Origin of the sequence: Pseudomonas veronii (assembly GCF_001439695.1) — a bacterium.
GTDB classification, from domain to species: Bacteria; Pseudomonadota; Gammaproteobacteria; order Pseudomonadales; family Pseudomonadaceae; genus Aquipseudomonas; species Aquipseudomonas veronii.
In genome coordinates this window covers 19097-41847 of sequence record NZ_JYLL01000038.1, presented here as the reverse complement: position 1 = coordinate 41847, position 22751 = coordinate 19097, and the positions used below count along the sequence as shown (strand labels likewise).

Here is a 22751-nt window from a genome sequence, read left to right as displayed (position 1 = left end):
AAATTTAACTTGGCGCGGCAAGGGATGCTTTCACCTCTGGCAAAGGACAGATAATCGACACCGTGGCTCCGCAACCACGCGGTGACTCTTGGATGCTCAATACGAATCCATGCAACCGAACGATTGCCGATACCAGAGAAAGCCCCAACCCATGTCCAGGTTGCTGGCGAGTAGAGTCGACGCGATAAAGCCTGCGAATCACGCTTTCACGTTCTTCCTCAGGGATTCCAGGGCCATTATCAGAGACCTCGATATTGAGCGAGTTACCCGCCAGATAGCCCCTAAAGTGAATGACACCACCCTCGGGAGTAAATTTGATGGCGTTATCCAAAAGATTAACCAACGCCTCGAACAGAAGAGAAACATCACCCGATAAAGCCGGAAGATCCGCTGAAATCTCAAGGAGCAGTGTTAGCCCCTGTTCCTGTGCCAACGGTTCGAAAAATTCGTGCGCCTGCGTTATTAGGGCCGCAGGTTGAAAAGATTCAAATCCTGACCTTCTCCTCGTATCTTCAAGTTCAGATATTCGCAGCAGCCCTTGGAAGCGCAACATGATGGATTCGCTTTCTTCCAGTGCCATGTTCAAGGTCTCTGCATGAGAGCTATCCAGGGGTAACTGCTGTAGCTGGTCAAGATGGGCACGCAGGCGAGTCAGGGGTGTACGCAGATCGTGCGCAATACCGTCACACGCCCCCTTAACCTCATGCATAAGCTGCTCTATATGCTCGAGCATGACGTTGACAGCATTGGCCAACATGTCGAGCTCATCGCGGCGTGGAGACAGCGGAAGTCGTTCGCCGAGATTGCCCGATACGATACTTTCAGTGCAGCTTTGGAGTCGCTGTACCCTGCGTAGGGGCCTTCGCCTCAGGAGCCACCAACCGATCAGCCCAGGGATAAGGGTAAGAGAAAACCCCCAAAATAATGCTTGCTCGATAATACCGCCGACTGCGGAGATAGAGCCCCCATCGCGCGACAGGATCAAAATTCGACCATCGTCACGATGCTGCATCAGTGCATGACTGCTTCGGGTTTGCTCTCGTGGCAATGCAATGCTCAATCCTCTCTCGAGATAATGTACCTGGCCGTCACCTGGCAGACTTGCTCGCAAACGAAGCAGGTCGCCGGCGATATGGGTGCCGTCAGCTTCAAATAAGCCGTAGGCGTCGATCCCCGACGTCGAATACACCTCACTAGCGGCCAACTCGTCTTTTAGGCTGGCATCATCAATTTTTTGGTAATAGTGGGCTCGCTGCATCAATGTCCGCTCGGCAACAGCTCCGAGATAGGTTGATATTTTCCAATAAAGCACACCTGTAAAAACGGCTCCCCAAGCGATAAAAAACAAGGCGTAGAGCCCAAGAAGGCGGCTATTGGAGGAACGCCAACGCTCATTCCTGGGAGGCAAGAACATAACCAGAACCGCGTATGGTTTGAATAACGGGTGAATTTCCACCCTCGATTTTTTTACGCAGGCGACCGATATGGACATCAATAATGTTCGTGCCTGGATCGAAGTGATATCCCCAAACTGCCTGGAAAAGCATGGTTCTAGTAACCAGCTGACCCGCGTTGCGCATGAAATAAGTGAGCAGTTTGAACTCGGTTGGGAGAAGTGGGATCTGCACGCCCTCGCGACTGAGTGACTGCTCAATAAGATCAATATGGAGGTTGCCGACGCTCAGTAGGCGCTCACTCACACCGGCAAGCGGGCGCCTCAGCAGCACCTCCACCCTGGCGATCATTTCAACCGTAGAGAACGGTTTGGTCAGGTAGTCGTCGCCCCCTGAACGAAGCCCTTTGACCCGCTCATCGACATCTGACAATGCGCTGATCATCAAGACTGGCGTCTGAATACCGAGGCTTCGCAGCGTACTGATTATCGTCAAACCATCAAAATCAGGCAGCATCCGGTCAAGTGTTATCACATCATGCCCGCCAGAAATGGCCGCTGATAATCCATCACGACCGTTCGCCGTCCATAGAACTTCGAATCCATGGGAGGTCAGCGTGTTAACAATAGCCTTGGCTGTAACCTCATCGTCCTCTATCACCAGCGCGCGATTCATTTTTACTCCACACAACGATTGCAAACCTAAAGCTCGAGCGAGCTCCAAGCGCCGTAGGCTTTAAAGATCAGTGCAGCCTAGGTAGGGTGCATCGGGCGGTAAACTAAATATTTCTTAACCATCCTTAATTTCGTCTTTGCTTGAAAGGTGCCTATTTTTTCGCGCCCCCACTGCTAAATCTCATCTCTACACTCGATTCAGGATATCCCGTCATGACGAAGACCTTATCGAGGCTCGCATTGGCTTGCTTGTTTCTATTTGCAGATGGCATTGAGGCACAGGATGCCACTCCCACCAAAACGCTTACCCTCTTTACGACAGGAGGCTTCATCGCGGCGATTCAATCCATAGCCCCCCTTTATGAAAAAACGACAGGAATCAGCCTGGTAATTAAAGAATCCCCGCCCACCGGCAATACGCCAACGGCAATCGAAAATCTGTTGGAGAGCGGTCAAAAAGCAGATGTTGTAATCATGGAGGACTGGGAGCTGCGAAAGCTTATAGATCAAGGCCATTTGCAAAAAACGAGTCGAATTGAGCTTGCCAAGTCGTTCATTGCCATGGCCGTCCGCAAAGGCGCTAAAAAGCCCGATATAAGCACCATGAAGAACTTCAAAAAGACGTTGCTCAACGCAAAGTCTCTGGCTCTATCGGATACGCCCAGCGGAACATACCTGTCACGTATTCTCTTCCCTCAAATGCACATCTCAGAAAGGTTGAGGATCAAGACCAAAACGATTTCCGCGAAGCCTGTCGCAGAAGCAGTAGCCCGTGGCGAAGCGGAGATAGGCTTCCAACAATTGAGTGAGCTGATGCACATTGAAGGCATCGATGTGATTGGGCTTATCCCCGATCAGGTTCAGAAAATGACAATGTACTCAGCGGCCATCACCACAGGCAGCGTGCAGCAAGAGGAGGCTGCCACGCTATTAAAGTTCCTCAGTTCAGAGGCCGCTAGGAGTGCCATGAAGCTAGGCGGATTAACACCTGTTCGATGAACCCTGCTAGGAGCTGTGTGCTCTCTATTGGGCCACCGCCAGGATTGTAGTTGCTTTATGGTCGGTTATTTGAGGAGGCGATTTCGTTTGCCGACTCAAGCTTAAGCCATCAAGTTCTTGAGGGCTTAACGTGGCCCCTCTGTCAGACAGAATCAAGGCAAGAACTAGAATGGTAAAGCCTACTAACACTGGGAATGAGCCCAACCAGAATTGGATGCGTCGGCGGCGCTGGTATGCGTCCATTTTTACTAGCCCCTGTCGGCGTTGGCGAGTATTTCTCGCTTACTTATACTTCTGTTGCTCAATGCAATTTCTACCATCGATTACTAATAAGCACCAGGCTCCCACTATATGATTTGACCTCCCTCAGGTCAGAAGCCGGAGAGCTTGCAAAGCAGCAAGGTGCCCCGGATAGAACCAGTAGCCCCATTGCCCGACCGGCCAGACCTTGAAGGTGAAAGTCTGACGAAGAAGCCAGAGCCCGATCAGGGGAGCCGCGAACGCGGAGCTCAAAGCCAACAATGAATAGATTTCCAAGTCCATCGCCCTGGTCACGATGCTGCTGCGGGTATTGCTCAACAGGCATAGAGCCGCTGGCAGCAACCAAAGAACACCGGGGCTCTTGATCGCTAACAAGACCGCCGATGGAAGGAGTGCTCCGTAGAAGCCATACATCAGTGGATCATCCAGCACGTAGGCAACTGCGGCGGCCATCAACGCCGTAGCGCCGCTCAACAAGGTGCGATATTGCAATCCCCACGCAATCAATAGCCCTAATGCCAGGGTAACCAACACGTTGAATGATCCCGAGGTGCTGATGTAGCGATAAGGCACTTCTGAAATGGCAGCAAACAACAGCATCAACGCAAGGTATCGACCATTCGTCGCCGTCAGCAATTCGCCCGGTTTGGAGCGCGCCACGTTGGCCGCAATGGCGACACAGAACAGCGGAAAAGACAGTCGTCCCAGAATAAACAGATTGCTCATCTCCGGCCACACCAAGCGCAAGTGATCGATAACCATGGTCAGCATCGCCAGCCACTTGATCAGATCCAGGCTAATGCTTCGGTTCTTGAGTGAAGGATGCGGGGTTGTATTAGCCGTCGTCATGTCCATCCCAATGTGACTGCGGTAAGCACGAGATAACGCACGCCCTTGGCCAGGGTGACGATCAGTAGGAAACTCCAAAATGGTTCGCGCATGACTCCGGCGACGACCGTCAGCGGATCGCCAATGATGGGCACCCAGCTCAGCAACAGTGACCAGCGCCCGCTGCGCATATAGGAGTGCTGGGCTTTTTCTAACTTGCTCTCGCTCAAGGGGAACCAGCGCTTGTGGCGGAATCGCTCAACAGAACGGCCCACAAACCAGTTCAGTGCGGAGCCAAGAACGTTGCCAAAAGTGGCGACCGCCAAGAGCGTAGATACGACGTACCGGTCGGAGAGCAACATTCCGACCAGCACGGCTTCAGACTGCATTGGCAATACCGTGGCGGCACCGAATGCCGCCAGGAATAGACCAACGTAGCTGGTGAGTTCAAACACGAAAGAGTCGCCTCAAGCGTTCAAGCCGATCCAGCCATGGAAGCCCACGTAGAGACCAACACCGATGATCAGGACACTGGAGAGGTAGGGCGCACGACGCGCAACGGTGCCGAACCACGGCCAACGGTTGGACGCCTGCTTGGCGCCAATCGCGGCTGCAGCACCGACGGTTACCAGTGTGAGTGCCAGACCAATGCTAAAACACAGGACTAGCACGCCACCCAAGGCGACCTCTTTGACCTGAAGACATAGCAACAGAACGGTGATAGCAGCCGGACAAGGAATCAAACCACCAGTCAGACCGAACATGATGATTTGGCCGGTGGTGACTTCGCGGTTAGTGAAGCGTTTACGGATATCGTTAGCATGAGCACGTTCGTGTGCATCCTGATAGCCGTCAATCGACAACTCCAGGCCTTCCAGTTCGGAATGCACATGGCCGTGATTATGCTCCTGGTAGTCCAAGTCATAATCATGGGAGTGCCCCGCGTGCCCAAGACTCAAGCGAGCACTGAACTCATGAGGCTCGGGGATATCGACTGCCGATTCCAGGAAGCCCTCGCGCTCGACGAAGGTGAACGACTGGGTGCTGCCGTCCGGACGGGTAGTCATCAGACGAACATCTGAGGCTGCCCAAGCGTGCCCGGTCAATGTCTTCATGCGCCAGTGCGGTGGCACACCGTCTTCGAAGATCGACAGCTCAACACGACCATGGCCAGTATCGATTCGGTGGGTTTCATCATGATGGCCGTGGTCATGCTCGCCATGGTGGTGATCATCACCTTGCTCGAACTTGAACATCTGCTCACCGCGCCATGTACGCCAAAGCATCCACAGCGCAATTACGATGATCAGGGCAGAGGATGCTAGCTGGAAGTATGGCTCAGTGGTTTGAGCGTCCAGGCCTTTGCCCAGATACATGCCGCCGATGGCGACCAGCCACACTACGGCGGTGTGCGATAGCGTTGCAGCCAGCCCCAGCAATACGGCCTGTTTTACCGAGCCACGGATGGCCACGATGAAAGCCGCCATCATGGTTTTTGAATGGCCCGGTTCAAGCCCATGTAAAGCACCGAGCAGAATGGCGCTCGGGAAGTACAGCCAGGCGTGCGAACCACCCTGTTGCAAGAGTTCAGCGAAGTTGGGCATATCAGACCTAAAGGTACTTGGTGATTTGTTTGAAAGCTTCCAGCGGTGCACGCTCTCCATTGCCCAGCGCCGAAACGGTGTCCTCAAGGCAGTGATCAATGTGATCTTGGATGAGCGTTCGTTTTGCCTGACATACGGCTTTCTCAACTGCATGCAACTGCTGAGCAATGTCCACGCACTCACGACCCTCTTCGATCATGGTGATGATGCCGCGTAAATGGCCGTCCGCTCGTTTGAGGCGCTTGATGATCGCCTCATGACTTTGGTGGGTGTGGGGATGGCTGTGTTCGTGTTCGTGCTCACTCATGACTTGAGCCTCAGGCCTCAATGAATTACGCTGGCATCGTATCCCCCCTAGGGGGATACGGTCAAACGAATCAAAGCCCTACAAAACGAGTTGAAACCCGAACACTATGTTCAGCAAAACACTGACAATGACGGTGGTAATCGCACTTGCTCTCGCCATGTTTGTGGCTTGGGCCGGGCACACCTATACGTTGTCGGTGACATCGAAACAGCCAGCCTGGGAGATTGCGCAAGACGCACATCACTCCCATGAGCAGCAGGCAGAGATGTCGAGCGCGAGCTACTCGGATCATTACCACTCGCCGTTGACCCCTGACCATCAGCACGAAACGCCACAGCTCACGTCCGCGTTGAGTTTGGCTGCACAGCCAAAGCTGTCCATACGAGTTGATGCGCGCAGATATTCCGTTCCTCGTCCGCCGATTTTCTTGATCGAGCGTCCGCCCCGTCCTTCGTTCGCATCCTGACCATGGCCGCACTGCGGCCTTTGATCCCTGCAACGTAGGATTGATCTATGCATTCGCACTCAATGAGTGGCGTTGTCGCATTCACTGCGCCATCGCACCGCCCACTACTGCTGTTGTTTTTACTTGTCGCTGCACTTTTCCTCGGGATGCCCGAGGCGATGGCTCATGCCGTCGCGGAAGGTGACAAGGGCTTCATCCAGGAAAGTTCCGGCGTCATGTTGCTGCCCTTCATCTACATGGGCGCCAAGCACATGATGACGGGGTACGACCACCTGCTGTTTCTGTTCGGGGTGATCTTCTTCCTCTACCGCCTGAAAGACGTGGGGCTCTACGTCACGCTATTCGCTGTAGGCCACTCGGTTACGCTGCTGCTGGGCGTGCTGACCGAGATCAGCATCAGCTCCTACATCATCGACGCCATCATTGGTTTCTCTGTGGTGTACAAGGCGCTCGATAACTTGGGTGCATTCCAGCGCTGGTTCGGCTTCCAACCCAACACCAAGGTGGCCACGCTAATCTTCGGCCTGCTCCATGGTTTCGGTCTAGCCACCAAGATTCAGGAGTACGAGATCTCGCCTGATGGCCTGATTCCCAACCTGATCGCCTTCAACGTCGGCGTCGAGATCGGCCAATTGCTGGCCCTCAGCGCGATTCTCATTCTGATGGGGTATTGGCGGCGCACCGGCAGTTTCTGGCGCCACGCCTATACCGCCAACGTCGCCATGATGAGTGCCGGTTTCCTGCTGATGGGTTACCAGCTGACTGGCCTATTTGTCTCTGCGTAAGGAATTCTGACCATGTTCAATACTCCGCTTCCAACTGTTAATGAATTGCCCAGCACTCGCAAACTGTTACGTTCGACTGTCATTGCAATACTGGTTGCTGCCGGTCTTCTGGTAACGGTCGTAATGCCTTCGGAATACGCCATTGATCCTACAGGTTTGGGTCGAGCACTCGGGCTGACCCAGATGGGCGAATTGAAGATCATCCTTGCCCAAGAGGCTTTGGCGGATACAGCGCCACCTCAACAAGCCCCTTCAGCTCCGGCTCCGGCGCAGCAGGTTGCGCAAGTCCAACCTGTTGCGAAACCCGTTGCTCCGCCAGTGGCGATACCTACCTCTGCTCTGAAGACCAATCAAATCACCGTCATGCTCAAGCCTGGTGAAGGGAAAGAAATCAAACTGGAAGTCCTGAAGGGCAGGACTGTCAGCTATGAATGGACAGCGGTTGGCGGGCCAGTGAACTACGAGACCCATGGCGAGCCCTACAACGCTAAAAAAGGCTATTTCCACAGTTATGGTAAAGGCAAACAAGTCAAAGATAACCAGGGAGAATTTACCGCGATTTTTGACGGTACTCATGGCTGGTTTTGGCGTAACCGCAGCAACAGTGACGTGACCATTTCACTGAAAGCCACCGGCGATTACTTGAGCGTCAAACAGTAATCCTATGCGGCGATGGCTGTTCTGCTGTCGAAAGGCAGCGTTCAGCCTAACCACGGAAATTTCTTTATCCATTTTTTGAAGAGTGCTCCCGTGAAAACTCAAACGACCCTGATCCGTTCGATGCTCCTGATCTGCTTCCTTGGCCTGATGGCGGCATGCGATGGTGGCGAAAAACTTCATACCGCCGAAAGTGCTGAACACGGCCACTCACACGAGTAAAACCCTGCAAAGATAAAGCTAAATTTGCGAGGTTATTGAAGGGCTGGCATTTGGATCGGCGTGGCCGGCACTTCTTGGGTTGTCCAATCCAGGGAGTTAAACCGGCCACGTTGAGCCAGAGGGACTACTCGTCGACGGATGCTAGACACTGATACTTACCGAAGGCTTCGATATCTATCGTAGCCATGCAACCGATACCGAGCGCTATGCTGTCATGGCGCAAACCCAACCCTTGACCGCCACCTATTGGCAGGCTTCAGGTTGGCAGAAACTGCCGGCGCGGCATATCGATCTGATGGACGAGACGAATGGGCACCTGATGTTCCAGTGAGCAGATGATCTGACCTGAGGAATTATTGACTCTTCAGCAACAGTAAGAGAAGAGCTGTTGAGGCAAGCAATGCCCCCACGACGAAGGTGCTGTCTGATCCGATGCTTTGCCATAGCCAGCCCGCAAGAACACTGGCGATCAGCATGCATACACCACTGACCAAATTGAAAATACCGAAGGCGGTGCCCTTAAGTTTTCCAGGCGCTTTATCGGCTACAAGCGAGGCAAGAATGCCTTGGCTGAATCCCATATGAAGCCCCCACAATGCAACGCCCAGCATCATCGTGATGGCAGAGCTGGACTGAGCAAGCACCAGATCCGCTAGGATGAGTAATCCCATCCCCACAACGAGCAGTTTCGTACGGCTGATACGATCAGATAGCCAACCGGCAGGGTAAGCAGACAAGGTATAGAAAAGTGCCATTACCACCATCACCAGTGGAGTCCAGGTGGCCGAAAAGCCTAACTGTTGGGCCCGTAATACCAGAAACGCTTCACTGAACCGGGCTAGTGTAAATACCCCGCCAATGACAACAACCCACCAGTACCCAGACGAGAAGTCGAGCAAGGCTCTCCAATGAATCGGAGAGCGAAATTTGTGTTCACTGGGGGCGTGTACGGGCTCTTTTACTCCTGTGACAATTAGAGTCACCGCTATTGCTGCAGGAATCACTGCAACCCACAGTACAAGCTGTATGTCTGCGAGCCACAACATCAGCAATATGGCCAGAGCGGGGCCAAGAACGGCTCCTACGGTATCCATCGATTGTCTTAACCCAAAGCAGGCGCCCCGGATCTCTGGTGGCGAAACATCTGCGACCAGTGCATCTCGCGGTGCGCCACGAATCCCTTTACCGATACGATCCAGAAAGCGAGCAGTGAAGACCACCTCAACCGAGTGAGCCAAAGGGAAAAGCGGCTTGGTCAGGGCGGCCAAACCATATCCAAGTAGCATTAGTCCTTTGCGTCGCCCTATAAAGTCGCTGATGGCGCCAGAGAATATTTTGACGAACATGGCGGTCGACTCGGCAATCCCCTCTATCACCCCTACAGTCAATGCACTCGCGCCCAACGTAGTGACTAAAAACACAGGCAGCAAACTGTGTACCAGCTCAGACGATAGATCCATGAACAGGCTAACAAAGCCCAACGCCCAGATCGTGCGCGGAATCCGAAGACGCTCAACATTTGTATTAGGACTATCGCTGCTCATATTTTCATCCTGTACTCGTCGGTGCCGCAGAGAGGTATGGAAAGGCAGCGCCCCTTCCACGTGACTATCTCACTCGCGTGGACTGCAGATAGTAGTAGGAAGAAATGGTGCCCAAGATATGGAGGTTACACGGGACACACCTAGGCATCTGCCTGTCAAAAAATTCATTTTGTGGGGATGAGCGTGAAATGCCCCTAGCTTCAGTATTAGCCCAAGCCAGAAAACATTCTGATGGCTAAACCTAAACACTGGAGATTTGCCATGAAAACCCTGAAAGCTCTTTTGATCGTAACCTTGATGAGTGCCTCTGTAGCTGCCATGGCAGAAGGCGGTGGCGATACAGTAACTGCAAAGATGGAGGCCGCAAGAGAGTCTGCGATGGCAACGTACCAGCAGTCTGAACACGCAACCGCCGTTGCCAGCAATCAGAAAGCGCCATCCAATGATGTCGAATGCACAAATTGATATTACGCAATACTCATCAAAGCATTTAGCAGACTGCGACTTGCTCGTGCGCTTTAACTGCCATGGGCCACAGCCAAAGAACCTGCTAAAAACAACCACTAAAAAAGCCACTTGCTCGCAGCATGCAGTAGGGGTTACCAGGTTAAAAGAATCAAAGATTTCAACTCGGATTGCGATGTGCATCGACAATCCGAGCAACGGGCGTGCAAAAATTACTTTTTGCATGATGATACTTAACGCATATAATTTATATGGGAGTTATAGCCAATCTAAATTGCGTGCCCCACATCCAAGACTCACGTGAAAAATATAGCCGGCGACAATTTTATTGAAATTAAAAAATCACAATAAATCTGCTCGTTAGCTCGCATTAAATCCTAATTCCAACAAGCTGAAAACTTCTTGCTGGATGGTTAATAAAATAAACCCTCAGGGCTGAATTTTACGCCAGAGACAACACGATTAATAAACTTAATCCTGATTATTATTTGACAGGATTTTTATATTTTGCCCCCTAAGCTGTACTCGTCCATACATCGAGCTATAGCTTGAACGTTGCACTCACAACCTATACTGGTCGTCTCTAATGATACATGTGAGTCCGGTGCGAACGGCGAGCTTTTAGACGCTGTAATTTATAGATTTAATCCGTTTTCAGGACCCCCCCCTATGAGCACCCCTATCAGTTTGAATAAGCTGCCAGAAATAACCTTGGCGTTCTGGGCGATGAAAATCTGCGCCACCACCCTCGGTGAGACTGCGGGTGATTTACTGTCGATGACGCTGAATGTGGGGTATGCGATCAGCTCAATGATCCTGATAAGCGCCTTCCTGATTACACTTGGTTTGCAGCTATTTTCGAAAAGTTATAATCCCGTGTTGTACTGGGTCGTTATTCTCTCCACCAGTACCGCAGGCACCACCATGTCGGACTTTATGGATCGTACCTTGGGCCTAGGCTATGCGTCCGGCTCTCTAATTCTGATCAGCCTGTTGATCACTATTTTTGCGGTCTGGCGCTTGAGCGAGAAAACGCTGTCGGTAAACAACATCCACACCACTAAGGGCGAGGTGTTCTATTGGGCGGCAATTCTGATTTCCAACACGCTGGGCACAGCGTTAGGCGACTACCTGGCAGATGACTCCGGACTGGGCTTCGCTGGAGGTGCATTGCTGATCGGGGCGGCGATTACCGCTGTGATGCTGGCCAAGTTCTACACGAGGATTTCCACAGTGCTGCTCTTCTGGTTGGCGTTTGTCCTGACCCGACCGTTCGGCGCGACACTCGGCGATTTTTTGACCAAGTCTCACGAAAAAGGCGGTCTGGATTTTGGCACCGTTGGTTCATCGTTAGTGTTGGCCAGTGTGTTGGTAGTGTTGGTGTCCTTCGCCGTCAAGGCACGCAGCGCTGAAGAAATGTATGGCTGAACGGCTTGTGGGGGAGTGCTACAAGGTCGAGTTGGTGCTTGGCAGCGTTTTGTGTGAGCCAAGTTTTCCGCGTACGGCGTTCATCGTCACTGTTGACTACGTTGTGTGGTCGCCCCAACCTTGAGATGTGCCTGGTCTAAAAATCGAAAATGCTCGATAGGGCATTTGATCTTAAGCCAATTAGGCGCTTTGAAAAACGCATCGAGGAATTTCCCGCTACCGTTGACCGCTTCAGAATGGTCGTGTGACCTATCGGGCACGATTGTCTCATCACCGGTACTCTATAGGCAGCCCCCGAATCATGGCGTCCCTGTCTCAACGCTCATTGAGTTCCTCACGGTGCATCCCCATGCTGCGTATCTCGCGGTATTTTCTTGGCTCTTTCCGAGTCAGTTCCGATCATCGGAGTCTTTGTTTCAGGCACTGCCATAATAATCGCGCTCAGTGCCTTTGTTGCTCTGCGCGTTGGTATTCGCCGCGACGTTGGGTGCTGACGTGGGGATGGTCTTTCGTTTTGGCTAGGGCATCGACACCCGCCCAAAAACTCTCGGTTTCTCGCCTTCGAGCCGCCACCCTGAACTGATTCAGAGCAGCAAGGCCTTTTTCGAGCGATACGAAGCCAAGAGCATATTTCTCGCGCGCTTCGTACCGGGCACTCACGCCTCCATATCGCTGCTCATATTTTCATCCTGTACTTGTTATTGGCGAAGAGAGGTCGGGAAAGGCAGGGCCACTTCTACATTCCTATCGTACTCGCCGAGAATGCAGATAGTGGTCTGAAGAAATGGCCTCCAGGATACGAAAGTCACACATAGCGCACCTCAGATATTTACCTGTCAGAAAATTCATTTTGCGGGGAAGAACGTGAAATACAGCCAGCTTTAGTATTAGCCCAAGCCAGCAAACATTCTGATGGCTGAACCTAAACACTGGAGATTTGCCATGAAAACCCTGAAAGCTCTTTTGATCGTAACCTTGATGAGTGCCTCTGTAGCTGCGATGGCAGAAGGCGGTGGCGATAAAGTAATGGCGCAGATGGAGGCCGCAAGAGCGTCTGCAATGACAACCTACCAAAAATCTGAACACGCAACCGCCGTTGCCAGCAATCAAAAAGCGGCGTCCAACGATGTCGCACGTTCGAATTGATAGGGCGTTCTACTCATCAAATTCATTAGCAGCCGACTACTCGATCATGCGCTTTAAGTGCCATGAAGTGCAGTCGGGAAAACTGCCGAAAGGACGCATAACCAGAGTCGCTTACTCGCCGTGTGGCAGTAGGACTAATCCTTTAAACAGTCAAAACGACCTGCTCGGGTTGCGGGGTACACCGACAATCCGAGTAATTGGTCGGCAGCACAAAAGCTGCTCTAATGATACGCAAGCATTTCACCACCCAGCTGCTTCGATTCAGGTTACTATCGAGCAGGAGCTTCAGATAAGTTTGTCGATACGTTGAGGCAATAGCCTGCGCCAGGAATGGTAGCAATTAGCGAAATTCCAAATCCATCATCTAACTTTCGACGTAGGCGATAAATATGTTTATCGATAACGTTGTCGTTTGGATCGAATTCATAGTCCCATGCACTCTCAAGTAGCATCAAGCGAGTAACAACCTCACCACAATGTTTCATGAGTTTTTCTAGAATCAAGGTTTCGCGGTGAGCAAGGGATATCGTTCGCCCCATCCATGTTACCTGCCGAGCTGCAGAGTCAAGGCACAGTTCGCCAATACACAAGGTACTCGCCTTACCAGGTTGTTGATCTCTAGGTCGCAATAACCCTTCCAGTCGCGCCAATACTTCAACAAAGGCATAGGGCTTCGCCAAGTAGTCGTCGCAACCCGCCTGAAGCCCCTCAACTCGCTGCTGGGTCGAGGCTAAGGCGCTGAGCATCAATACTGGCGTCTGCATCCCCTCCCTGCGTAACTCTCGAACCAACGACAAACCGTCCATACCAGGTAGGCATCGATCAACGATCAAAGCGTCATAGATACCCTCAAGCGCCATCGCGAGCCCGTCACGACCTTCTGCACTGGCATCGACGACATGTCCGCTCTCTCCGAGTCCTCGCACTAGGTATGAAGCGGTACGGGCATCATCCTCAATGACTAAAATACGCACTCAAACCTCGCAAAGACTTAAATAAATTTTTTTTCATCTTGTCGGAAGCTCAGTGTATAGACTGGCTTGGCACACTATGCCATCAAAGGGGTCGTTTGATTTACATCGGCCTATTAATTTCAAGCCAGGAGCTCAGCGCGACGCCTATGACCCACGTACTGGTTATCGAGGATGATCCTGTCACCTCGCGGGAGATCGAGGCAGCACTTCAAGACCATGGCTTTGACGTGACCCTTGTAAACAATGGTCGTGAAGGCTTGTTAGCAGCCATTAGCGATACCTTCGACATCATTGTTCTTGATCGCATGCTACCTGGAGCGCTTGACGGCCTAGGTATGCTTACCGCATTGCGTGCTTCCGGCATCACCACACCGGTTCTGATTCTCAGTGCGCTAAGCGCTTTAGATGAGCGGGTTCGAGGCCTTCGTGCAGGAGGCGATGACTATTTGACCAAGCCGTTCGAGTTCATTGAGCTGACTGCTCGACTAGATGCTCTGAATCGCCGAAGGGCACCTCCTTCCGCAGCAAATCGAGACAGTCGATTACGCATTGGGAATCTGGAAATTGACCTCCTACGACGCTCAGTGCGCCGAGGCGAAAGACAGATTGACTTATTGCCTCGTGAATACGCGTTACTAGAGTATCTCGCTCAACATGCCGGGCAAGTCGTCACGCGAACCATGCTCTTCGAGGCTGTCTGGAATTATAGTTATGACGACCGCACCAATGTGATAGATGTTCATATTGGTCGTCTGCGTCATAAGATTGATGGCGAGGGCGATTCTCCAATGCTCCAAACCATTCGGGGGGCTGGTTATGTCCTACGTTCGCCTGAGTGAGATTCCACGTACCATCAGCTTTCGAACAGCCCTTATGTTCCTGGCATTATTTGGGTGCTCGTTTTTCGCGTTATTTGGTTATATTTATTGGCAGACTACCGGATATCTGATCTCAGAGGTGGATACTGCACTGCATCGAGAGGTAGACCGCCAAAACGCCCAAGAGCCTGCGCTACGACGTACAGAAATACTTAAACATACGGAACAAGACCCCGAAGGGCGGCTCCCATATACGCTATTCGATTCTGCTGGTACAACGATTGCGGGGGCGCTATCAACCCTGCCTACGTTCAGTGCATACGATAAGCCTGCGGAATTTTTCTGGGATAAAGCTAACGGGCATGATCGGCCTATCCGCTACCTTGTTCACAAACTGGATGATGGAAGCACTCTTCTGATCGGCCAGGATATTCACGATATTCGTGAGTTTGACGAACTTTTGGTCAATGCTCTGGTTTCAGGAGGCTCACTACTTATAGTAGTTGGGCTACTAGGAGCGATTGCATTAGGCGTATCTGCTCGCCGCCGTTTAGACGTACTTAGCCGCTCCATAAAAATAATTGTGGAGGGTGATCTCAGTGGGCGTTTACCTACACGGGGAAATAACGACGATATTGATCGTATTGCCGGCGTGGTAAACGGCATGCTAGATGCACTTGAACGGCTGATGAGTGAAGTCAAAGGTGTATGCGATGATATTGCTCATGACTTGCGAACACCGCTGACTCGATTGATCGCTGGATTAGAACGTGCACAGCGGCGTAGCTTGACGCAAAAAGAGTACGCCAGCGCCATCGACACAGCCATTGAGGATGCTAAGGGTCTAATGCAAACCTTCCGGGCACTGCTGCGCATTTCAGAAATAGAAGGCAGTGCTAGACGCAGTAATTTTACCCTTGTTGGTTTCAATCAAATCTGCGCTGATGCAGTTGAGCTCTTTGAGCCTCTCGCTGATGAACGTGGTATGAATCTAGAGTTCAAGCCATGCGAGGGAGTCGACACAGTAATGGGGGATTCGCAGTTACTGTTTGATGCGGTTTGCAACCTCATCGATAACGCCATCAAGTTTTCACCGGACGGAAGTGACGTCGAAGTAACAGTCTCGGCAGATTCTAACAACTGTGGAATCAGTATCCGTGACCATGGGCCCGGAATACCGGAGGAGGAACGGGAAGCGGTTTTCCGTAGACTTTATCGCTCAGAGTCCAGCCGTCATACGCCAGGCAATGGCCTGGGCTTAAGTATGGTTTCAGCTGTAGCACGTTTACATGACATGTCCCTACAGGTGCACGATGCCCGGCCTGGATGCCGGGTGGACTTGATAGGTAAAGCACAAAACGCTTGAGACCCTGTATCCATATCTAAAGCTTTCGTCACTCGGCGAGCAACCCATTCGATTGCTTGCCTGTCTCTTGGCTCAACTGATATCCCTGTATTTGGATCGTCCGCTATGCACGTCAGCAGGTCTTTGACCTGCTTTCGTTTCAGAGTTACATCCTGAATTTTTTTGCCTACCAGTAGGATGCGACGATTGTTGGGGTATCAACCACCTCTCATAGCGACAAACCTGTCAAAAAATTCATCTGCAAGGGAACTGAACTATAAGCTCCCAGGCGCAGAATAAATAAAGAATAAATCCCCTAAAGCAAACAGCTAGGCATTGAGTTCTCCATAGGTAAAAAATTCTGCAATAAGAGGCATTGTCTTTTTATGGCAGTTTAATTGCGCGCATCCAATGTAAAAGTCTCAGAATTGGACGAGCATACTTTTTCGATGGGGGGGGGTAGCCGGGCGGCTTCGCTGGTTGTTGCCTGCTATAACAAAGACAATCAAATTCGAGAGTTAATTGGCTATGAAAGATCACCACCCAGAAAAGGCAATCTACAGCATCGCTTTGGTTAACTACAAGTCGCTTGAGCTGACCAAGAAATGCCTCCAGCTCCTGCAAGATACCGTGAAAGAAAAAGGTATTTCTGTTTATGTGGTGGACAACGACTCCAGAGATTCAAGCACAGAGTATCTTCGAACTTTAAGTTGGATCAACTTGATTGAGCGAAAACCAGAGCATCCTGAGGCTGGAAATATTGCTCATGGCCGAGCTCTTGATCTCGCTTTAGGTTTCGTGGAAACGGAATATGTATTTCTTTTGCATACCGACACTTTCATTTATGACCTTGAAGTTTTTAACATGATGCTCGCGCAATGCGCCGAACAACAAGACGTAGCAGCCGTTGGATGCTTGGAGCAGCTGAATAGAGGCTTTTTTCGCTCGGCCTGGAGAATATCATCACGATTTTTTAAACATTACACCAGGCGTAGTCTTAAAGCGCTTGGAATAAAATCGAGGGAACCGAAACCATATATAGAAAAACACCTAAAAAGCTTTTGCACCCTGTGGGATGTAAGATTGATCAAAAAGCACGGCTTGCATTTTCAAATGGATGAACGCAATCCAGGCTATGAGCTTCAGGACAGGATGACCGAGTTGGATTATAAAATTAGATTTATATCGCCTCGGAAAATGTTTCGCTATCTAGACCATATTCAAAGTGGAACGATTTCCTCACTAGGCGGCTACACCAGAAACCACAGAAGAGTCAGGATGTATAACCAGATTACACAGGGTTTAAAACGTTAAAAGGCGGCAACGGATCTGTATTCGCTCAACCTCAGAAAAATTCCGCTATCTAACTTCGCCTTTACATAAGCTCAGCGCATATAAAAAGAGGCTGTGCTTCACCATTGGTGACACTCTCCATAGCCAGAAGTTGGCCTCTCTTCTGGGCAAGCCATCTACCCAGAAGATTTGTGGTAGCCCTTCGATTACTACGCGGGGGCTATTCGACGAGTAGGTAATCAGGCGGTATTTAATAGAAGGGTCATGCGGACTGAAGTTAATACGATCAACGGTAGCCAAGAAATATCTCTGTAAGAAAAAGCGTCACGTAGGTAGCCAAGACACCCTACCCAACCCCGACAGCTCTCACCGATGCCCTTGGAGGTAAGGAGGAGAAGTGGACGCGCGCTGCCGATGCCTAGCGAGTTGCACCCCAGCAGGCTTTGCAGTAGGTCATAGTCGTTGACACCTGGGTGCCAGCGGCGTTTATCCAGCTCCGGCGAATCGCTTCGGCATGGCGCACCAACCAGGCTTCTTCCAGCGAATAGCTCAGGTTGTAGGGCACAATCACCAGCTGTCTGGACCTCACCAGCTCACGGCGCAGGTGGCGGATCAACACATCAAAATGGTCAGAACGTTACAGGCTGATGCCAGGGTCCATCAAGCGGGATTTCAAGCTGTGGTAGTCGGTCGTGCGGTCGTTGATATAGCCCTGCGCCATGCCTCGCATCCCTGAATGCAATGAAGATGGCTTCGGAATATATGCAAGCGAATACGCCTCAGACACCAGCTCGGAGGGTTTGAATTACATTTGGGAAGTTGCCTACAGCCAAGAGAATAAGCGCAGACAGAACAGCTTCCTCCCATAGTTCTAACAGCGTCGCCTGATAAGGCTAATTACATTTGTTAACCGTTTATTTGACATTTTTTTCTCTTTCACGGCTCTACATTCGCCGCGCTTCAACATGCAAATGATTCCTATTGATCCAGTCTCAATCGACAACCCACGGGCTTCCCGTGTATCCATAAAAAAACGGAGCATTCAACGTATGGCTTCCCGTCTACCATCTTTCCTCACTAAAGCCCTTATCGCCACCGCATTGTTCGGCGCCGGGCAGGTGTATGCCGCCGACACGGCCGGCATCGTGGTGTACAACGCCCAGCACGAAAGTCTGACCAAGGCTTGGGTTGAGGGCTTCACCCAGGAAACCGGGATTCCAGTCACCATCCGTAACGGCGACGACACCGAGATGGGCAACCAGATCGTGCAGGAAGGCGCCGCCTCCCCGGCCGATGTGTTCCTCACCGAAAACTCCCCGGCCATGGTGCTGGTAGACAATGCCGGGCTGTTCGCGCCGGTCGCGCCGGCCACCCTGCAACAGGTGGACGCCGCCTACCGCCCGACCCAAGGCAAGTGGCTGGGCATTGCCGCACGCTCCACGGTGTTTGTGTACAACCCGTCCAAACTCAAAGAGGCCGACCTGCCGAAATCCCTGATGGACCTGGCCTCGGCCAACTGGAAAGGCCGCTGGGCCGCCTCACCGGCCGGTGCCGACTTCCAGGCCATCGTCGCCGCGGTGCTGGAACTCAAGGGTGAAGCCGCCACCCTCGACTGGCTCAAGGCGATGAAAGCCAATGCGACCATCTACCGTGGCAACAGCGCCGTTCTCAAGGCCGTCAACGCCGGCCAAGTCGACAGCGGCGTGATCTATCACTACTACAGCTTCGTCGACCAGTCCAAGACCGGCGAAAACAGCAAGAACACCCAACTGCACTATTTCAAGCACCAGGACCCTGGCGCGTTTGTGAGCATCTCCGGCGCCGGGGTATTGGCTTCCAGCAAACATAAAGAAGAAGCCCAGGCGTTCTTGAAATGGATCACCGGCAAAGACGGCCAGGCCATCCTCAAGGACGGCAATTCGTTCGAATACGCCGTGGGCCAGGGCGCGCAATCCAACCCCAAGCTGACCCCGCTGGCACAGCTGGACGCGCCGAAAGTCGACGCCTCCAAGCTCAACAGCAAAAAAGCGGTGGAGTTGATGACCCAGGCCGGGCTGCTCTGATTGTTGCCTGAGGCTGCGGCCCAAGCGCTGACGGCGCCCGCGCAACGCCGCGTTCACGGCCTGTTCAAAGGCCGTGAGGGCAGGTGGGTTACGAGTTTGTCGGTGCTGGTGTCGCTGCTGGCACTGCTGCCGATTGCGTTTGTGATCGGCGTGTCCTGGCAAATCGGCTGGGCGCAGATCGAAGCGTTGGTGTGGCGCGCGCGTGTGGGTGAACTGTTGGTCAACACCGTTCTGCTGGTGGTGATCACCCTGCCACTGTGCATCCTGCTGGGCACTGCGCTGGCGTGGCTGACCGAGCGTACCGACCTGCCGGGGCGGCGGCTGTGGTCGCTGTTGGCAGTCGCGCCGCTGGCGGTGCCGGCATTTGTGCATAGTTACGCGTGGGTGAGCCTGGTGCCTTCGATGCACGGCTTGCCGGCCGGCGTACTGGTGTCGGTGATTGCCTATTTCCCGTTTCTGTACATGCCGGTGGCGGCGACCTTGCGTCGGCTCGACCCTGCGATTGAAGACGTAGCCGAGTCCCTGGGCCTCAAGCCGTGGGCGGTTTTTTTTCGCGTGGTGCTGCCGCAGTTGCGCCTGGCGATCTGCGGCGGCGCACTGCTGGTGGGCCTGCATTTACTCGCCGAATACGGCTTGTACGCGATGATTCGTTTCGATACGTTCACCACCGCGATTTTCGATCAGTTCAAATCCACCTTTAACGGCCCTGCCGCCAATATGCTTGCGGCGGTGCTGGCGCTGTGTTGCCTGGCGATGCTCACCGCTGAGTCCGCCGCACGCGGCCACGCCCGCTATGCGCGGGTCGGCTCCGGCAGCGCCCGCGAGCAGCGCATCGTGCGCCTGAGCCCGCGCACCATCCCGCTCGCCCTGGGCCTGCAAAGCCTCACCTGCGCGCTGGCCCTTGGCGTTCCGCTGGTGACCCTGAGCCAATGGTTGATCGCTGGCGGCCGCGAGGTCTGGCGCTTCAACGAATTGCTGCCGGCGCTGGAGCAAACCCTATTGCTGGGGGTGGCCGGCGCGGTGTTGACCACCTGCGCGGCAGTGCCGATTGCGTGGCTGTCGATCCGTGCGCCGGGGCGCTTGCGGCGCATTCTGGAGGGTTGCAACTACATCACCAGTTCGTTGCCGGGCATCGTGGTGGCGCTGGCCTTGGTCACGGTGACCATCCACTTCGCCCGGCCAATCTACCAAACCACTATTACCGTGCTGCTCGCCTACCTGTTGATTTTCCTGCCACGGGCCCTAGTGAGCCTGCGCGCAGGCATCGCCCAGGCGCCGGTGGAGCTGGAAAACATGGCCCGCAGCCTCGGCCGCTCGCCGGGCCGAGCCCTGTGGCAGATCACCCTGCGCCTGGCCGCACCCGCCGCGGCTGCCGGGGCGGCGCTGGTGTTCCTGGCTATCGCCAACGAACTGACTGCCACCTTGCTGCTCGCACCCAATGGCACGCGCACCCTGGCCACCGGCTTCTGGGCGATGACCAGCGAGATAGACTACGCTGCCGCCGCGCCTTACGCGCTAATCCTGATCCTGATGTCACTGCCGTTGACCGGCCTCCTCTACCACCAATCCAAACGCACGGCAGGCCGATGAACGCCCTTGAACTCCACGCCCTCTGCAAATCCTTCGGCAGCCAGCGCGCCTTGGCCGACGTCAGCCTGTCGGTGCCCACCGGCGGGCGCACGGTGATCGTCGGGCCCTCCGGCTCCGGCAAGACCACCTTGTTGCGCATGATCGCCGGGTTTGAATTCCCCGACAGCGGCAGCCTCACACTCAACGGCCAGGTCCTGGTGGACACCACCCACGCCGTGCCGGCCCATCAGCGCCAGATCGGCTATGTGCCGCAGGATGGCGCACTGTTCCCGCACATGACGGTGGCCGACAACATCGGCTTTGGCCTGACGGCCAAGGGCGAGGCGCACCACAGCCGTATCGCCGAGCTGATGGACAGCGTGGCCCTCGACGCCAATATGGCGCGGCGCTGGCCCCATGAACTGTCTGGCGGCCAGCAACAACGGGTGGCACTCGCCCGGGCCTTGGCCCAGCAGCCAAGGCTGATGTTGCTGGATGAGCCGTTTTCCGCGCTGGACACCGGCCTGCGCTCGGCGATGCGCAAGATGGTTGCGCGGCTGCTGAGCGATGCCGGCATCACCACTGTTCTGGTGACCCATGATCAGGCGGAAGCACTGTCGTTTGCCGACCAATTGGCGGTGATGCGCCAGGGCCGCCTGGTGCAGTCGGGCCCCCCTATGGAGATGTACCAGTACCCGGCCGATGAGCAGACCGCGCTATTTCTCGGAGATGCGGTGGTGCTGCCCGCGCGTATCCAGGCCGGCTGGGCCGACTGCGACCTGGGGCGGATCCAGACCAACAGCCCGCTGAGCCACGACACGGCGCGGATCATGCTGCGCCCTGAGCAGGTGCACCTCAGTGCCACCGGTTGCCCTGGCGTGGTGACCGAGCGCGAGTTCGGCGGCAACACCTGCACGCTGACCGTGGCGTTGCACGCTGACCCGAGCCATACGATCCTGGTGCGCAGCGCCGGCCTGCTGGCGCCACTGGCCGGCAGCGCGGTGCACCTGTCGACCACGGGCACCGCCCACGTGCTGTTTGGATAAAAAACCCGGCCCTCAGTCTCAGCTAAGTCTCGTGCCGTACATTCTCCCTTGCGCCAACCGCCGCGCGGTCAAGGAGAGGTAATCCCGATGAATGCCACAGCAGCCCGTTGGCTGAACAAAGTACCCGAGGTGACACTGTCATTCTGGGTGATCAAGATACTGTCCACCACCGTGGGCGAAACCGGAGCGGATTACCTCGCCGTGGATGCCGGCTTCGGCGCCGGCCCCACCAGCCTCGGCATGGCCGCACTGCTGGGGCTCGCGCTGTTCGGACAGCTGCGCACCAAGGCCTACACGCCGTGGATCTACTGGCTGACCGTGGTGCTGGTGAGCATCGTCGGCACACAGATCACCGATATCCTCACCGATAAACTCGACGTCAGCCTGTATGCCAGCACAGCGATTTTCTCGGTGCTGCTCGCGCTCAATTTCATGCTCTGGTACCGCACCGAGCGCAGCCTGTCCATCCGCGACATCGTCACCCCACGGCGCGAATGGTTCTATTGGACCACGGTGCTCTGCACCTTCGCCCTGGGCACTGCCGCCGGCGACCTGGCCACCGAAGCACTGGGCCTGGGTTTCACCTTCGGCGCCGTGATTTTCGCAGGCCTGATCGGCGTTGCCCTGCTGGCCTGGCGCCTGGGCGTCAACAGCGTGCTGACCTTCTGGGTCGCCTACATCCTCACCCGCCCCTTCGGTGCTTCGCTGGGCGACCTGCTCACCCAGGCCAAGACTTATGGTGGCCTGGGCATGGGCGCCAGCTGGACCAGCGCGCTGTTCCTGTTCGTCATCGTTCTGCTGGTGGCCGTGGCTCAATTCAGCATCGGCAACCGCAAACCCCTTACTCATTGAACCCAAGGACA

22 protein-coding genes are annotated in these 22751 nt (G+C 54.0%); 14 read left to right on the top strand and 8 right to left on the bottom strand.

What is annotated here, in order from left to right; translation table 11 throughout:
* Positions 1-4: 4 nt before the first annotated feature.
* Positions 5-1414 carry a sensor histidine kinase gene (locus TU80_RS28125; RefSeq protein WP_046482245.1) on the bottom strand — a complete coding sequence of 470 codons (1410 nt, stop codon included), beginning with the start codon at positions 1412-1414 and terminating at the stop codon, positions 5-7.
* Complete coding sequence (locus TU80_RS28120) at positions 1392-2069, bottom strand: response regulator transcription factor (RefSeq protein WP_046482248.1); 678 nt, start codon at positions 2067-2069, stop codon at positions 1392-1394. Before TU80_RS28120 ends, TU80_RS28125 begins: the two co-directional genes overlap by 23 nt.
* Positions 2070-2281: 212 nt before the next feature.
* Here TU80_RS28120 and TU80_RS28115 point away from each other — a divergent pair, with 212 nt between their 5' ends.
* Positions 2282-3067, top strand: a complete 786-nt coding sequence (locus TU80_RS28115) for a substrate-binding domain-containing protein (RefSeq protein ID WP_046482250.1) — start codon at positions 2282-2284, stop codon at positions 3065-3067.
* Positions 3068-3433: 366 nt separating this feature from the next.
* Here TU80_RS28115 and TU80_RS28110 read toward each other — a convergent pair whose 3' ends face one another.
* Genes TU80_RS28110 through TU80_RS32225 form a run of 4 tightly spaced genes read right to left on the bottom strand, consistent with a single transcriptional unit; the run spans position 3434 to position 6067 of the window.
* On the bottom strand, positions 3434-4177 hold the full coding sequence (locus TU80_RS28110) for a TraX family protein (protein ID WP_046482252.1): 744 nt from the start codon (positions 4175-4177) through the stop codon (positions 3434-3436).
* The gene (locus TU80_RS28105; RefSeq protein ID WP_046482254.1) at positions 4174-4611 is read right to left on the bottom strand and encodes a YqaA family protein; all 438 of its coding nucleotides are present in this window, start codon (positions 4609-4611) and stop codon (positions 4174-4176) included. The genes TU80_RS28110 and TU80_RS28105 overlap by 4 nt, the downstream gene beginning before the upstream one ends.
* A 12-nt stretch (positions 4612-4623) precedes the next feature.
* Complete coding sequence (locus TU80_RS28100) at positions 4624-5760, bottom strand: nickel/cobalt efflux protein RcnA (protein WP_046482256.1); 1137 nt, start codon at positions 5758-5760, stop codon at positions 4624-4626.
* A 7-nt stretch (positions 5761-5767) separates the two neighbouring features.
* Positions 5768-6067: a metal-sensing transcriptional repressor gene (locus TU80_RS32225; protein ID WP_032894820.1), complete on the bottom strand. Its 300-nt coding sequence runs from the start codon at positions 6065-6067 to the stop codon at positions 5768-5770.
* Between the two features lie 513 nt (positions 6068-6580).
* Between TU80_RS32225 and TU80_RS28090 the strand changes: the two genes are divergently transcribed.
* The 3 genes from TU80_RS28090 to TU80_RS33765 all read left to right on the top strand — a co-directional run bounded on the left by TU80_RS28090 (position 6581) and on the right by TU80_RS33765 (position 8197).
* Complete coding sequence (locus TU80_RS28090; RefSeq protein ID WP_057005885.1) at positions 6581-7318, top strand: HupE/UreJ family protein; 738 nt, start codon at positions 6581-6583, stop codon at positions 7316-7318.
* A 12-nt stretch (positions 7319-7330) separates the two neighbouring features.
* The gene (locus TU80_RS28085; protein WP_057005884.1) at positions 7331-7978 is read left to right on the top strand and encodes a hypothetical protein; all 648 of its coding nucleotides are present in this window, start codon (positions 7331-7333) and stop codon (positions 7976-7978) included.
* A gap of 90 nt (positions 7979-8068) precedes the next feature.
* Positions 8069-8197 (top strand): hypothetical protein, encoded by a 129-nt coding sequence (locus TU80_RS33765; RefSeq protein ID WP_258537024.1) that lies wholly within the window; start codon positions 8069-8071, stop codon positions 8195-8197.
* A 353-nt stretch (positions 8198-8550) separates the two neighbouring features.
* On the opposite strand, the gene TU80_RS28075 is transcribed toward TU80_RS33765, so the two are convergent.
* Entirely contained in the window at positions 8551-9741 is a 1191-nt protein-coding gene (locus tag TU80_RS28075; RefSeq protein ID WP_057005882.1) for an MFS transporter, read from the bottom strand.
* A 261-nt stretch (positions 9742-10002) separates the two neighbouring features.
* Between TU80_RS28075 and TU80_RS28070 the strand changes: the two genes are divergently transcribed.
* The 3 genes from TU80_RS28070 (at position 10003) to TU80_RS28060 (ending at position 12780) form a co-directional block, all read left to right on the top strand.
* Positions 10003-10206 carry a co-regulatory protein PtrA N-terminal domain-containing protein gene (locus TU80_RS28070; RefSeq protein WP_017850086.1) on the top strand — a complete coding sequence of 68 codons (204 nt, stop codon included), beginning with the start codon at positions 10003-10005 and terminating at the stop codon, positions 10204-10206.
* A gap of 687 nt (positions 10207-10893) precedes the next feature.
* The gene (locus TU80_RS28065) at positions 10894-11634 is read left to right on the top strand and encodes a COG4705 family protein (RefSeq protein WP_046482581.1); all 741 of its coding nucleotides are present in this window, start codon (positions 10894-10896) and stop codon (positions 11632-11634) included.
* A gap of 942 nt (positions 11635-12576) precedes the next feature.
* Positions 12577-12780: a co-regulatory protein PtrA N-terminal domain-containing protein gene (locus TU80_RS28060; protein WP_017850088.1), complete on the top strand. Its 204-nt coding sequence runs from the start codon at positions 12577-12579 to the stop codon at positions 12778-12780.
* A gap of 269 nt (positions 12781-13049) precedes the next feature.
* On the opposite strand, the gene TU80_RS32215 is transcribed toward TU80_RS28060, so the two are convergent.
* Entirely contained in the window at positions 13050-13754 is a 705-nt protein-coding gene (locus TU80_RS32215) for a response regulator transcription factor (protein WP_046482288.1), read from the bottom strand.
* A gap of 146 nt (positions 13755-13900) precedes the next feature.
* Here TU80_RS32215 and TU80_RS28055 point away from each other — a divergent pair, with 146 nt between their 5' ends.
* The 7 genes from TU80_RS28055 (at position 13901) to TU80_RS28020 (ending at position 22740) form a co-directional block, all read left to right on the top strand.
* The gene (locus TU80_RS28055) at positions 13901-14593 is read left to right on the top strand and encodes a response regulator transcription factor (protein ID WP_017850090.1); all 693 of its coding nucleotides are present in this window, start codon (positions 13901-13903) and stop codon (positions 14591-14593) included.
* The gene (locus TU80_RS28050) at positions 14571-15938 is read left to right on the top strand and encodes a sensor histidine kinase (protein ID WP_026140411.1); all 1368 of its coding nucleotides are present in this window, start codon (positions 14571-14573) and stop codon (positions 15936-15938) included. The genes TU80_RS28055 and TU80_RS28050 overlap by 23 nt, the downstream gene beginning before the upstream one ends.
* Before the next feature lie 507 nt (positions 15939-16445).
* On the top strand, positions 16446-17231 hold the full coding sequence (locus TU80_RS28045) for a glycosyltransferase (RefSeq protein ID WP_057005881.1): 786 nt from the start codon (positions 16446-16448) through the stop codon (positions 17229-17231).
* A 1028-nt stretch (positions 17232-18259) separates the two neighbouring features.
* On the top strand, positions 18260-19273 hold the full coding sequence (locus tag TU80_RS28035) for an iron ABC transporter substrate-binding protein (protein ID WP_057005879.1): 1014 nt from the start codon (positions 18260-18262) through the stop codon (positions 19271-19273).
* A 27-nt stretch (positions 19274-19300) separates the two neighbouring features.
* Entirely contained in the window at positions 19301-20863 is a 1563-nt protein-coding gene (locus TU80_RS28030) for an ABC transporter permease (RefSeq protein ID WP_082643910.1), read from the top strand.
* Positions 20860-21888, top strand: coding sequence for an ABC transporter ATP-binding protein (locus tag TU80_RS28025; RefSeq protein ID WP_057005877.1), 1029 nt, complete (start codon positions 20860-20862; stop codon positions 21886-21888). The genes TU80_RS28030 and TU80_RS28025 overlap by 4 nt, the downstream gene beginning before the upstream one ends.
* Before the next feature lie 87 nt (positions 21889-21975).
* On the top strand, positions 21976-22740 hold the full coding sequence (locus tag TU80_RS28020) for a COG4705 family protein (RefSeq protein ID WP_057005876.1): 765 nt from the start codon (positions 21976-21978) through the stop codon (positions 22738-22740).
* Positions 22741-22751: the final 11 nt, after the last annotated feature.

Excerpts from the sequence above, each read along its gene's own strand:
- TU80_RS28100 (WP_046482256.1), bottom strand. The coding sequence starts at position 5,760 with ATGCCCAACTTCGCTGAACTCTTGCAACAGGGTGGTTCGCACGCCTGG.
- TU80_RS28050 (WP_026140411.1), top strand. The coding sequence starts at position 14,571 with ATGTCCTACGTTCGCCTGAGTGAGATTCCACGTACCATCAGCTTTCGA.
- TU80_RS28035 (WP_057005879.1), top strand. The coding sequence starts at position 18,260 with ATGGCTTCCCGTCTACCATCTTTCCTCACTAAAGCCCTTATCGCCACC.
- TU80_RS28125 (WP_046482245.1), bottom strand. The coding sequence starts at position 1,414 with ATGTTCTTGCCTCCCAGGAATGAGCGTTGGCGTTCCTCCAATAGCCGC.
- TU80_RS28060 (WP_017850088.1), top strand. The coding sequence starts at position 12,577 with ATGAAAACCCTGAAAGCTCTTTTGATCGTAACCTTGATGAGTGCCTCT.
- TU80_RS28045 (WP_057005881.1), top strand. The coding sequence starts at position 16,446 with ATGAAAGATCACCACCCAGAAAAGGCAATCTACAGCATCGCTTTGGTT.
- TU80_RS28055 (WP_017850090.1), top strand. The coding sequence starts at position 13,901 with ATGACCCACGTACTGGTTATCGAGGATGATCCTGTCACCTCGCGGGAG.
- TU80_RS28025 (WP_057005877.1), top strand. The coding sequence starts at position 20,860 with ATGAACGCCCTTGAACTCCACGCCCTCTGCAAATCCTTCGGCAGCCAG.
- TU80_RS28090 (WP_057005885.1), top strand. The coding sequence starts at position 6,581 with ATGCATTCGCACTCAATGAGTGGCGTTGTCGCATTCACTGCGCCATCG.
- TU80_RS28070 (WP_017850086.1), top strand. The coding sequence starts at position 10,003 with ATGAAAACCCTGAAAGCTCTTTTGATCGTAACCTTGATGAGTGCCTCT.
- TU80_RS32225 (WP_032894820.1), bottom strand. The coding sequence starts at position 6,067 with ATGAGTGAGCACGAACACGAACACAGCCATCCCCACACCCACCAAAGT.
- TU80_RS28020 (WP_057005876.1), top strand. The coding sequence starts at position 21,976 with ATGAATGCCACAGCAGCCCGTTGGCTGAACAAAGTACCCGAGGTGACA.
- TU80_RS28110 (WP_046482252.1), bottom strand. The coding sequence starts at position 4,177 with ATGACGACGGCTAATACAACCCCGCATCCTTCACTCAAGAACCGAAGC.
- TU80_RS28120 (WP_046482248.1), bottom strand. The coding sequence starts at position 2,069 with ATGAATCGCGCGCTGGTGATAGAGGACGATGAGGTTACAGCCAAGGCT.
- TU80_RS28085 (WP_057005884.1), top strand. The coding sequence starts at position 7,331 with ATGTTCAATACTCCGCTTCCAACTGTTAATGAATTGCCCAGCACTCGC.
- TU80_RS28115 (WP_046482250.1), top strand. The coding sequence starts at position 2,282 with ATGACGAAGACCTTATCGAGGCTCGCATTGGCTTGCTTGTTTCTATTT.
- TU80_RS28075 (WP_057005882.1), bottom strand. The coding sequence starts at position 9,741 with ATGAGCAGCGATAGTCCTAATACAAATGTTGAGCGTCTTCGGATTCCG.